6 protein-coding genes are annotated in these 13,821 nt (G+C 45.4%); all 6 read left to right on the top strand.

The window, feature by feature from the left end:
* The first annotated feature begins 92 nt into the window (after positions 1-92).
* The 6 genes from L2703_RS08220 to recD all read left to right on the top strand — a co-directional run bounded on the left by L2703_RS08220 (position 93) and on the right by recD (position 13,781).
* Positions 93-1,004 carry an AAA family ATPase gene (locus L2703_RS08220; RefSeq protein ID WP_248970619.1) on the top strand — a complete coding sequence of 304 codons (912 nt, stop codon included), beginning with the start codon at positions 93-95 and terminating at the stop codon, positions 1,002-1,004.
* Between the two features lie 21 nt (positions 1,005-1,025).
* Complete coding sequence (locus L2703_RS08215) at positions 1,026-2,120, top strand: DUF58 domain-containing protein (RefSeq protein ID WP_248970618.1); 1,095 nt, start codon at positions 1,026-1,028, stop codon at positions 2,118-2,120.
* On the top strand, positions 2,120-4,171 hold the full coding sequence (locus L2703_RS08210) for a transglutaminase TgpA family protein (RefSeq protein WP_248970617.1): 2,052 nt from the start codon (positions 2,120-2,122) through the stop codon (positions 4,169-4,171). The genes L2703_RS08215 and L2703_RS08210 overlap by 1 nt, the downstream gene beginning before the upstream one ends.
* 90 nt (positions 4,172-4,261) lie before the next feature.
* Complete coding sequence (recC, locus tag L2703_RS08205; RefSeq protein ID WP_248970616.1) at positions 4,262-7,993, top strand: exodeoxyribonuclease V subunit gamma; 3,732 nt, start codon at positions 4,262-4,264, stop codon at positions 7,991-7,993.
* A complete protein-coding gene (recB, locus tag L2703_RS08200) occupies positions 7,990-11,727 on the top strand; it encodes an exodeoxyribonuclease V subunit beta (RefSeq protein WP_248970615.1) in 3,738 nt (1,245 codons plus the stop codon). Before recC ends, recB begins: the two co-directional genes overlap by 4 nt.
* Entirely contained in the window at positions 11,721-13,781 is a 2,061-nt protein-coding gene (gene recD, locus L2703_RS08195) for an exodeoxyribonuclease V subunit alpha (RefSeq protein WP_248970614.1), read from the top strand. The genes recB and recD overlap by 7 nt, the downstream gene beginning before the upstream one ends.
* Positions 13,782-13,821 lie beyond the last annotated feature (40 nt).

Below are 13,821 nucleotides of genomic sequence, written 5' to 3'. Positions count from 1 at the left end.
TAGCATTATGGCTTTTAATGAAGTTGACGCTAATAAGAATGAGTATCACGCTATAACCTCATTACATCGAGGACAACACACTGGGAGTGCAAGTGTCGCAATCAACTATCGAAACCTTACTCACACAATTGGGCAGTGTCTTACTGGGTAAACCTGAACAAATTAAACTTGCAGTGACCTGTATTTTGGCTAAAGGTCATTTACTGATTGAAGATCTGCCCGGTATGGGTAAGACCAGCTTATCTCAAGGCATTGCTAGCAGCCTAGGCCTCAGTTATCAACGTATTCAGTTTACCAGCGACATGTTGCCTGCAGACATTCTTGGGGTGTCGATTTACAGTAAAGAACAACAACAGTTTGTGTTTCATAAGGGGCCGGTATTTAACCAAATGCTGCTCGCCGATGAAATAAACCGTGCCAGCCCTAAAACCCAAAGCGCCCTGCTTGAAGCCATGGCCGAGCAACAAATCACAATTGATGGCATTACTCATTATTTAAGTTCTCCTTTTTTTGTTATTGCGACTCAAAACCCATTAGATCAGGCCGGTACGTTTCCCTTACCTGAGTCACAACTCGACCGGTTTATGATGCGAATATCGATTGGCTACCCAAGCCATGACGCCGAATTAGCCATGCTGAAAACCCACACACAAGCAACAAAAAAAACGGCATTGCCCCAATGTATTACTCCACAAGAGTTATTACTCATCCAGCAACAAGTCGCGCAAGTGTCAGCCTCTGATGCGGTTTTAAATTACCTTATTGCTCTGGTTGATTTTTCGCGTCAACACGACGTTGCCAGTGGTTTGTCGCCAAGGGCCAGTATTGCACTGCTGCAAGCAGCAAAAGCATGGGCATTTATTCATCAACGCCAGTATGTGGTGCCAGAAGATATTCAAGCAGTATTTGCCTGCGTTGCTGAGCACCGTATTCGCAGTAGCAGCCAGTTTCAGGGGCAGGCGCTGTCTGACACTATCCTGGCCAGTGTGAACCCCATTCGCTAATGCCAAAGGGCAACGGTTAACATGAGCACACAACACGCCAACAAAGCTCAGTTAGGTGATAACAATCCGTCGTGGTTGCAACGGCTTATCCCCAGGTCGATGGCCAAACGCTGGGACCGATGGCTTAGCAAGCGCTTACCCCCAAAAAAGCACATCACCTTAAGTCACCGCAGCATTTTTATTCTGCCCAGTGGCTTTGGTTTGTTTTGGATGGGGCTTATTGTGCTGCTGTATTTATTTGGCACTAATTACCAAAACAATTTGGTTATTGGATTAAGTTTATTATTGGCCAGTGTATTCCACACCTGCATTATTTACAGTTATAAAAATCTTGCAGGACTTAGCTTTAATGCCGTTAATCCCCCTATCGCTTATGCTGGAGACAATACTGTGTTTCCCATTATGCTAACGGGTCATAGTCGTGACAAATACCACGATACTAGCCACCAGCAAATTTGCTTGCAGTTTAGCCAGCAACGTCATGTGCGTGTTAAGCAGTTGCAACAACAAACCCTGGCAACAGTTCCATTTACACACCCAACACGGGGTTACATAAATCCAGGCCGTATTAAAGTGTCATCCAACTTCCCACTGGGGTTGTGCCGAGCCTGGTCCTATGTAGATCTTGATATTCATCATGTGATTTTTGCCAAACCTGAGGCATGTGACATCCTCCTTACAAGCCAACAAAGCGACAACGACAGTCAATATGAACATGGAAAACTTCGCCCAGGGGTAGATGAATACAAAGGGTTACGAAGCTATGTCGAGGGTGAGTCGCTCAAACACGTGGCGTGGAAACAATGGGCGCAAGATAAAGGCATGTTGACCAAAGAGTTTGCCGAGCCTGAAGGATTACCCGTATGGTTAACCTTAGCAAACACCAGTGGTAAGGATCTTGAACAACAACTCAGTCGCCTCGCCTGGCAAGTCGATAAACTAAGTCAAACTCAGCAAATTTTTGGCTTAATACTGGGGCAAACTGTCATCAATCAACACACTGGCGAAGCTCATCGCATTGCTTGCCAAACGGCCATCGCAACTTATCAAGCTTATACAAACATCAATCCAAACTTCAGCCCAAGTTCAACAAACCAAAATGCTGAGGTCAAATAATGAAAGATAACTTTGACGCCATTATCAGCCGTAATACCCTATTTTGGTTATTAATAACCAATGTCGCGGTATTAAGCCCACTTTATCAACAGGCCACACTGTGGAGCATAGGGATTTGTGCCATTTGTTTTGTATGGCGAGTCGGAATTTACCTTGGCAAAGTGGCTGCACCGCCTAAATTATTAGTGACCTCTTTAGCCGTTGGCGCGGCAACCACACTCGCCTTAGTGTCATCCGAAATTGGCTTGCTTAATGCATTAGTCAATTTGCTCATATTGGGCTACGCCCTTAAATACATTGAAATGCGCGAGCAACGAGATGTTAAAGCCATTGTGCTGGTTGGGTATTTTTTGATTGCCCTCACCTTACTCGACCAACAAAGCATGCTAAACACCTTGCATTTATTAGCCGTGGTGATCATTAACACCGGCATTTTAGTGAGCGTCTATCAAGATAAATCAAACAAAATTGCCAACCTTGGTTTTAGTGTCAAGTTGGTGCTTCACAGCCTGCCGTTAGCCATACTTTTATTTGTGGTGTTTCCTCGTTTAGGGCCATTGTGGATGGTTCCAAACATTAAATCTGCCACCACTGGTTTATCTGATGAAATGTCGTTTGGTGACATCAATAAATTAACTCGTTCAGCCGAGCTGGCTTTTCGAGTCGGGTTTGAAAACCCTGATGGCTCAACTTTAGGCCCGGCCAACCAGGACTTGTATTGGCGTACCTTAGTGATGGAAAACTACGACGGTAAAACATGGCGCCAAGATCAGAGCATTAAAACCATACAACGCCAAGCTTACTTTCAAAAACCACAACGTGAACAGGCCGTTGTAACAGCAAATAACCGTAAAATTGAATACATGGTGATCAGCGAACCAAGCCATCAAAAATGGCTTTATGGGCTCGATGAAGCCTTTAGTGACAATAATCAAATCGTCGAATTACCCGACTACCGCTTGTATTCACTGCGGCCAATCGACCAGCGTATGAGCTATCGGGTGGTTTCGTACCCAAACAACATCATGGAGCTCACTCTAAAAGACAACACCAAACAGCTTAATTTAGCCTTGCCACCTAACAGTAACCTCAAAACACAAGCCTTAGCACAGCGGTTTGCACAAGACTATCCAGATCCGCAAACACGTATTAACGCCATGATGAATTACTTTGCCGAGCAAGCCTATTACTACACCCTAAGCCCACCGAGCGTCGGCGAGCAGCAAATCGATGATTTTTTATTTGAAAATCGCGCCGGATTTTGTGCTCATTACGCCTCTGCATTGGTATTTATGGCCAGAGCAAGCGGCATACCGGCTCGTATGGTCACCGGTTATCAGGGAGGTGAATATAATCCGCAAGCAGGCTATTACAGCGTTTATCAATACATGGCACATGCCTGGACAGAAGTGTGGTTAGAAGGCCAAGGGTGGCAACGATTTGACCCAACCGCCATGATTGCGCCACAACGTATTTTGGATGGTTTTGACGCCACATTCGACAGCCAAAGCAGCTACTTACAAGACAGTCCTTTTAGCCCACTCCGAATGAAGCAATACCCATGGCTTAATGAGTTACGTCAGCAATTGTCTAGCCTCGATTACTATTGGAGCGTGTGGGTACTGGGCTTTGATGAAGAACGTAAACAGCAGGTGTTATCAAAACTGCTAGGGGATGTCACCAGCAGTAAAATCGCCTTAATGATGATATTAAGCTTTATCATTATTGCCTTAGTCATTGGGTATTATGCCGGTTTGTTTAGCATTAATCGTAATGACGATCCGTTAAATAAACGCTATAACCTTATCTGCCAGCGTTTAGCTAAAAAAGGAATAACACGCCCACAAGGTCAGGCAGCACATGACTTCGCCAATCATGTTCAAACGACTCTAGCGCAACAGCATCCTGCAATTGCCAGGGAGTTTATGGCATTAAGCACTGCGTATATGGCACTTAAATATCAGCCACTCACAGCGCTTCAAACTCGGCAACACATGCAGCAATTTATGCGCTTATATCGCACACTACGGCTGCGTTTATTGCGCAGTTGAGCAGCAATTAGTTGTATCAATGATCAGTTTTGATTGATGGAAAACCATTGAAGCCATAGAATGAATTAATGTCAAATCAGCGAGTTGCCCATGCTTACCTTAATTCAATCAAATCAAATGGAAGTGTTGTCGCAGCAGTTAGCTAAACTGCTCGCGATTAGCTCAGATAGCACGAGCGTATTAAGTGGTGAGCATGTACTGGTACAAAGCCCGGGCATGTCGACATGGTTACGTTTAGAGGTGGCAAAGCACAATGGCATTGCTGCTGCGCTAACCTTTCCTTTACCTTCTAGCTTTACATGGCAACTGTGCCATCAGTTGTTGCCTAATGTCCCTAAAGACAACGCTTTTACAAAAGCAGCCATGACCTGGAAACTCATGGATTTATTACCCAGCTTGTTAGATAACAGCGACTTTAGCCCGCTAAAACAATATTTAACACCGCAGCTAACCCAAGATGACAGCGCTGAGGGCAATCGCGACAATAATCTTGAGGCAAACCAAACATCAGCACGCCATGACAGCACCCATGAAGCCATTAAGCTGTTTCAATTATGTGGTCGCGTAGCTGATATTTTTGACCAGTACTTAGTCTATCGCCCAGAATGGATTTTAGCATGGGAGCAAAACCAGCCATTAAGCCAAATCGATAAACGACTAGAATTAGACGATAACCAGCGCTGGCAACCCATCTTGTGGCGCGCATTAGTTGACTACAATCGTAACCAGTTGCAAGCAAGCCATTATCATCGAGCAAACTTGCACGCAGACTTACTCGCAGCACTAAAAAATCCAGCGAGCGATTTATCATCCCTGCCCCCAAGGCTATATGTATTTGGCATATCGTCAATGCCACCACAAACCTTAGAGGTGCTTTATCATTTAGCATCGCGTATTGACGTCATCATGTTGTCTTTAAGCCCATGCCAACACTATTGGGGTGATATTATTGAGCCCAAAGCCCGCGCCAGAATGGCATTGCAATACGCCAATAAAAAACAACTTGAACCAGGCTGGGAAGACAAGCTAGAAGTAGGTAATCCGTTGCTGGCTAACAATGGCCAAATGGGTCGAGAGCTGCTGGATTTGATGTTAAGCCTGCCACCAGAACATACCGACTTTGGCTACGATTGCTATATTGAGCCTGAGCCAAACAACTTACTACACGGTGTGCAATACGACATATTACAAATGGAAACATTAGGCCAGCCATTAGGGCCTGATGCCGATATATATCAAAACCTTGACGCTCGCCGAGAGCTGACCCCAAATGATGACTCCATTACCCTACGAAGTTGTCACAGCGCATTAAGAGAAGTCGAAACCCTGCACGATCATTTGCTCGAACTCCTCTCAAACGACAATAGCTTACGCCCAAAAGATATTGTGGTGATGATGCCCGATGTTGCAGCGTACGCCCCGTTTATTGATGCCGTTTTTGGTACCGCTAACAGCCAATATTTTGCTGACAAAAGTCCACAAAAAGGTGATTACTACCTCCCCTACGCCATAGCAGACCGAGGCGCAGCACAAGAATCGCCACTGATTAACAGTTTTTTAAATCTTTTAAATATTAATCAAAGTCGTTTCGCATTAACCGACATCATGAGCATTTTAGAAGTGCCCGCGATTTTACGTCGTTTTGAGCTCGATGATGACGAGTTATCACTGATCCGCCGTTGGCTAGACGACGCTAACGTACGTTGGGGCCGCGATGAACACACCCGCACTCAATTAGGCGTATTACCATTTGCACAAAACTCATGGGCTTTTGGCATTAAACGCTTAATTCTCGGATATGCCTTTAATGATCAAGCAGACATATATCACGGTGCATTAACCGTGCAAGGTATCGAAGGCCAGTCATCACAGGCACTTGGTAAACTGCTAAATTTTTTAGAAACCCTCGACACCTATTACGCACTATTTGCCAAAGAGTGCCATACCCATGAGCGCTTAGCTCAATTGCAACAACTGTTGGTTGATTGCTATGACGCTAATGAAGAGGAGCGCGAGCAAATTCAAGCCATTCGCGATGCGTTAGTGGTGCTCGAGACCGAACTGGACAATGCCGGTCATCAGGGCCAAGTAAATATCGAAGTCATGAAGCAATGGTTTAATCAACGCCTAACTGAATCGCGCGTAGGACAACGCTATCTTGCTGGTAGTATTAACTTTTGTACGTTAATGCCCATGCGATCTATCCCCTTTAAGATTGTTTGCTTATTAGGCATGAATGATGGCGTGTATCCACGAGTTCAGCATCCTATTGGGTTTGATTTAATGGCCCACTTCGGCCCTAAAAAAGGTGACCGTTCGCGTCGATTAGACGACCGCTATCTATTTTTAGAAGCCTTATTGTCTGCTCGCCAGCAATTGTATATCAGCTATGTTGGTCACAGTGAACGCGACAATGCTGAACGCATCCCATCCATGTTGGTGTCGGAACTAGTTGAATATTGTCAGCTAAGCTACCTGCCATCAGCACTTAAATGCCAACAAGCACAATCTGGCGACATTATGGCCAGTGATGCTGACAAACTCGTTTTACAGCAACTCATTCAAACACAGCCGTTACAACCGTTTGACATTAAATTGTTTCGCGCTGATGTTGATAAAAGCACTAAACCATTACAGCAAAGTTACAATGCACAATGGTGCCCACCTGCTAAACAAGGATCGATTAGTATGCCATTCTTTAATCAACCATTGCCTTTATCGGCAGAACAAGCAGACGAAGTGTTTGCTCATAGTTATATTGATAACCAAGGCATTAAAGTGGTCGAATTAGAGCTGTCATCACTAATCCGCTTTTATCGCAACCCTGCGCAGTTCTTTTTTAACCGCAGTTTAAAAGTGGATTTATCATTAGATATTCAAGCAGACGATAACGATGAACCATTTAGCCTCAATGCCCTAGAGCGCTTTATACTGCAATTATCGATGGTAGATAACGCCATCGAAAACAAACTTAGCTTACCAAACGACATACTCATTAATCGCCTCAAAGCCAGCGGCGAGCTGCCCATGGCACCGTTTGATAATATTTTATTAGCCCAATATCAACGCGACATCATGCCATTAATTAACCGGGTGCAGTTTTTGCAAGACGAGCAACCCATGCACACTGTGAGTGTCGACCTCGACTTTGACTTAAATCTCAAGTCAGACACTGAAGCTAACACCCCCAACATTCGAGTTAATTTGGTTGGCCGCATCGACGATATCTTGCCAAAAGGCCTGGTTAATTATCGCCCGGGCACCGCCCATGGCCGCGACTTTGTTAGAGTATATTTACGCCATTTATGCCTCAATGCCATGGCTGATAAAGCTTCGCCAACTGAACAACATAACGCCAAACAAGGCTACAGTTACTTACTCGACATTGGTCATTTTCATGCTTTTGCCCCCATCACCGCCGAGCAAGCACGTGCACAACTGATGCGCTTTATTGTGTGCTTTATTCAAGGTCAGCGCCAACCTCTGTGTTTTATGCCTAAAACCGCCTTTGCCTATGCCGAAGCGGACGGTGAGCACGAAGATAAACTGCTTAAAGCAAAAGCAAAATGGGACGATGGCCAAACACAATTTGGCGAAGCTTTTGACCCGCACAATCAGCGTTTATTCCATTTTCCTGAAGATTTTAGCCAGCAACATTTTGGCCAGTTAGTCGAACATTTATTAGCCCCCATGATAAGTCTGTATCACAAAGGTAAACTGGCAGAGCTTGAACGCTTTGTCTCTGACAGTGCCGTGCCTAATATGACAACATCGGCAGAGGTAATCAGCATCACGCGCGCGAAACCAGGGGCCGAAGAATGAAGCAAATCACCAGCAACAAGGTCACCCCGTTAAACGCATTAACCCTGCCTTTTGCAGGCTCAAGTTTAATTGAAGCCAGCGCCGGTACCGGTAAAACTTACACCATATCTGGGTTGTATTTACGTTTATTACTGGGCCATGGCGGCACTATGCCACTCAGTTGCGAGCAAATTTTGGTGGTAACTTTTACCAACGCCGCCACAGAAGAACTGCGCGATAGGATCCGTAAACGGATTAACCTGGCCTTTAAACGCTTTTTAGGGTTAGCCACTGACGATCCCTTTATTGAACAGTTGTATCAAGAGATTAGCGAAGATGAGCGTCCTATCGCGCTGCGCCGCCTAGATTTAGCGTTAAAGTCGTTAGACGAAGCCGCCATTTTTACCATTCATGGTTTTTGTCAGCGCATATTATCCGACATGGCTTTTGAATCTTCACTGTTATTTGAGTCTGAGTTTACTCTAGATGACAGCGAATTTTTACACCATGCGGTACGCGATTTTTGGCGCGAAGTCTGTTATCCATTGCCTCCCTTTTTAGCGCAAGCCATTAGCGATAAATTTGCCGAACCCGACGCGCTGGCACAAAGTTTACGTCCGTTACTTGGCGCAAGCCAGGCCTTGCTCTCAAAGCAGCCACTGGCATTTGATAAACTCAGCGCAGAGTTAAGCATATGTCTAAATCGCTTTACGTTATTATGGCGAGCCAAGCACAACGACACGTTAGCATTGCTGCATAAGTTACCTCTCAATGGCCAGCGTTTTGGTAAAGCAAGTGACGGTTACCCTAAACTTGCCAAAGTGTTTGACGACATCAGTAATTGGATCAGCTTCGGCCAAGGTTTACCACCGATTAAAGCCCTAGAGCAAATAGCATTATCCGACCTTAAACTCAACAAAGGCGGCGTACTACCAAGCAGCGCTGAAGCTCCCTTACTGGAGCATATCGACACATTACTTGAGCTCATTACTCAGTTAATCCCATCATTTTTAGTGCGCGCACGTGACGGGATCCGCCAACGTTTTGCTGGGCAAAAACAGCAACGTAACTTAATGACGCCCGACGACTTATTACTCAGTCTCGCCATGGCATTAAGTCAAAACCCACAAACATTAGGTCAGGCAATCGCGAAACGTTTTCCGGTTGCACTCATTGATGAATTTCAAGATACCGACCCGCTGCAATTTGCTATTTTTAATCAGGTTTATCAGCAACCATTAGCATCACAACTTGAACTCGAACCACACCAGGACCACGCCACTGGCAAGCTCAGTTTATTAATGATTGGCGATCCTAAACAGGCTATTTACGCCTTTAGGGGCGCAGATATTTATACTTATATCGCTGCACGCCAGCAAACCCAAGCACACTATAACTTGGAAACCAATTACCGCTCTTCTGCATCATTGGTGGCCGGAGTTAACCAATTATTCAGCCAGCACAGCAATCCATTTATTAACAGTGAAATACCTTTTGATAATGTCACAACCCCAGCCTCTGCAGCCAATAAAGTGCTAACCGAAGCCACAGCCCGAACAGATGCATTAAGAATTAAACTGTTAAGCGAAGACAGCGAGCAGGGACTCAATAAAACCACAGCAAGGCAAATACTGGCGGCCGATGCCGCCAGTGAAATTAAACGCCTGCTCACTGAGTCACAACAAGGCAATTGCTACATACAATCGGCACAAAACAAACATGGTGAACCGCTCATAGCCAAGCACATTGCCGTATTAGTGCGTGACCGTAACGAAGCGGCCATTATGCAGGCAGAACTGTCAGCTAGGAACATTGGTGCGGTATTTCTCAGTCGCGACAGCGTTTTTACCACCCTTGAAGCCCGTGAAATGGCTATTTTATTGCACGCTCTGGCAACCCCAAAAAATGAGCGGGCCATCCGAGCTGCACTAGCCACTGAGCTTGTCGGCTATAGCGCACTGCAAATTCATCAATTCAATCAGGATGAAGAGCAACGCCAACAGGTATTGAGCCAATTTATCCATTGGCATGAACTCTGGTTACAACGCGGCATCATGCCGGCACTGCTTAATTTTGCGAGCGAAACTCAATTAATCCATCGTTATTTATCTCAGTCGCAAACTGACAAAATGATCAGCACCACAGGTACCGATGACAGCGACGAGCTTACTCACAGCAAGGGCTCTGGAGAGCGTCGTCTTACCGACTTTAGGCATCTAGCGGAATTATTGCAGCAGAAGGCAACAGAACTTGACGGCAGTAGCGCCTTAATCAATTGGTACGAGCAACAACTGATTAGCACCCACAGTAGCGATGAACAACAATTGCGCTTAGAGAGCGAGCAAAACCTGGTGCAAATAGTCACAATACACAAAAGCAAAGGGCTAGAGTATCCGGTGTGCTTTGTGCCGTTTATCAGCCTAGCCAGAAACAGTAGCAAGCGCCCTTCGCCAATGCTTTATCACCAAGGTGAGCAGTTAGTGTGGGATATAGACGCAACCGATGAAGGCTGGGAGCAATTAAAACAAGAAATTCTCGCCGAAGATTTACGCCTGCTATACGTAGCGTTAACCCGCCCGGTTTACGTGTGCTACTTGTATATCGCCAACCAAAGCAAAATCTTAAAAGCAGGCATCAGCAGCCAGTTGCACGAAACTGGCATTGGCTACTTATTGGGCATAACCGATAAAAATGCTGACTTTAATCTTATCAAACACAAAGTGAAACAAATCGCCACACTCGATGCAATCAGCGTGACACAAGTCAATGACAACATTGACACCAGCATACTGACCAGCGTTGATGATAACGACATTGAGCTAAGTGCAAAGCAAGTTACCCGCCAACAAAGCCTAGCATGGCGCGTTGGCAGCTATTCAGGCTTAGTAAAACACTTACCCCATGAACGTGTTGCCCCAGGTGCCGACGATGAAGACTTTAGTGATGAACTACAGCAATTACAGTTACAAGATGAAATACTAGACCAACCCGCACTTGACCGTTTTAGTTTCGAACGGGGCGCCAACGCAGGTAGCTTTATGCACCTAGTGTTAGAGCTATTTGATTTTACCCAAGCAGACACCGAACTTGCTGGCGCACTACACAAAGCCATGAAGCAATATGGCATTGACGAAGCCACATGGCTTGAACCGCTAACCCAATGGTATCAGCACATATTGGCCGCACCATTAGCTAAGCATCAAACAGCAACTCACCAGCCTGACGCCCTAAGCTTGTTGCAGTTAAACACTCAACAAAAAATGGTCGAAATGGAGTTTTACTTACCCATATCAAGATTAGATGCGCAGCAGCTAAATCGCATTTTACAACAACATGGTTATGTTGCCGGGCTAGATTTTGACACCTTGCAAGGCATGCTCAAAGGCTTTATTGACTTAACCTTTGAACACCAAGGCCGATTTTACATTGCCGATTATAAATCTAACCACCTTGGCGACAAGTTTAGCGACTATAGCGAAAGCGCCATGGCACAAGCCATTAATAGCCACCGCTATAACTTGCAGTACATCTTGTATACCCTGGCATTACATCGTTATTTACGTTTACGCTTACCCGGTTATGATTACCAGCAACACCTGGGCGGCTGTTATTACTTATTTTTACGCGGCATGAGCCCAGAATACCCCGGTAGTGGTGTGTTTTTTGATAAACCACCCCAAGCATTAATTGAGCAACTCGACACGCTATTTTGTGGGCAAGACATCAATCCAGCCCAGGAGGCTTCATCATGTTAATGCTGACACATCCTATCGGTGAGCTCCTTAAACAATGGCAAACACAACGCTTAATAACGCCGCTTGATCGTCATTTTGCACTCGAGTTAGCACACATTGAATCTATCGCAACCCCATCAGAACAGGTTGATAATGGGTCATCATCGTTATTTTTATTGGTGTGTGCCTTGCTCAGCCAACAATTATCAAATCAACACAGTTGTTTAGTGATTGAGCAAATAAACTTAGCCAACCCTATGGCAGAAGAAAGCCATAGACAACAGCAAGTCAATTGCCAAATTACAATAAGCCACCATCAGCTCATTGAGCATATTGGTCAATTCGATGCGGTGGGTGCCGCCGGTGAAAATAAACCACTCATTTTAGAACACGGCCGTTTGTACTTAAATAAATACCACTTTTTTGAAACCCAGGTGGCCAATAAGCTCAGCCAATTGGCAAAGCAACCTGTCAATATAGACCTAAGCCAAAGCCAATTACCGCAATTACTAAACAGTCTATTTAAGGCAAACACGACCGAACAGCAAGCATTTGACTGGCAAAAAATAGCTACCGCAACAGCATTAATTAACGCACTGGCTGTGATTACCGGCGGTCCAGGTACTGGTAAAACCACCACCGTAACTAAGTTATTGCTGTTATTGTTGACACAATCGAGTTTAACCATTCGCCTAGTGGCTCCCACAGGGAAAGCTGCGGCACGCCTAAGTGAGTCGATTAAAGCCTCTAAACAACGCTTGCTCAGCGAATTAACCCAACAGCCCAAGACAAGAATTACCGCTGTACTGATGAATGCGCTCACGCAGATCCCCGAAGAGGCATCCACCTTACACAGGCTACTTGGGGTGATCCCAAATTCGCACCAATTTAGGCACCATCAGCACAACCCCCTGCGACTAGACTTACTGGTTGTTGACGAAGCCTCAATGGTCGATTTACCCATGATGTATAAGCTTCTCAGCGCCCTGCCACCCCATGGCAGATTAATATTGCTAGGCGACCAAGACCAGCTCGCCTCGGTTGAAGCAGGTGCTGTATTAGCCGACATCTGTGTTGGGTTAAAACAAACCTCACCTCACGCACCGTCACCCTGGTCGATGCGATACAGTGCCACGCAATCTGAAAAAATTACCCTCTTAACAGGTCAAGACGTCAGCCAGTTTGTTCATCCTCAGCCACAAATTGGTGACAGCCTCTGCATGTTAATGCACAGCCACCGATTTAAAGGTGATGCAGGTATCGGTCTCTTAGCCAACGCGGTAAACCGTGGCAATATTTCAGCCATTCGCCAAGTGTGGCAAAGTAATCATGCTGAGCTAAATTGGTTTGAACACACACCCAATGCCCAAGCAGAAAACTTAGGTAAACAACAACTGTTAGCAATGTCGGTCAACGCCTATGGCCAATATTTACAGCAAATACAGGACAATCAGCAAGCCATTATCAATACCAATGGCGCTGATGCTATCGCACTGCCACATAGCGAACAAGCCATCATCGACAGCTTTAATCAATATCGAATTTTGTGTGCCATGCGCGCCGGTGAATTTGGCGTTGAGGGCATCAACATTGCGATGACCGAAAGCCTAAAACAGGCTAAATTAATTAGCGCTCAAGGCGAATTTTACCTTGGTCGTCCCATCATTATTCAAAGTAATGACTATAATCTTGGGCTGTTTAATGGCGATATCGGCTTAATATTACAAGACAGCAGTAAGCCCGATCGCTTAATGGCGCATTTTGTGATGGCAGATGGCAGCTTATTAAAAGTATTGCCCGCACGACTACCCAGCCACGAAACCTGCTTCGCCATGACGGTGCACAAAAGCCAAGGCAGCGAATTTGATCAAGTCAGTTTTGTACTGCCAATGCGCCCTAGCCTGTCACAATGGCAACTGCTCACAAAAGAGCTGCTCTACACTGCAATAACCCGTGCCAAAAACCACTTTTATTGCCTAGGCAGCGCAAGCATATTTGAAAAAGCTAGCCAGCAAGCCACCTCACGAGCCTCCGGTTTAGCTTGGCGGTTATGGGGGGAAGATGACTCAAAGTGATAAATTCTCCCCTTTATTAGAAAGTGAACTTAGCACAAAT

This window comes from Shewanella basaltis (assembly GCF_023283885.1).
Taxonomy (GTDB): domain Bacteria; phylum Pseudomonadota; class Gammaproteobacteria; order Enterobacterales; family Shewanellaceae; genus Shewanella; species Shewanella basaltis.
This window is presented reverse-complemented; position numbering and strand designations above follow the sequence as displayed.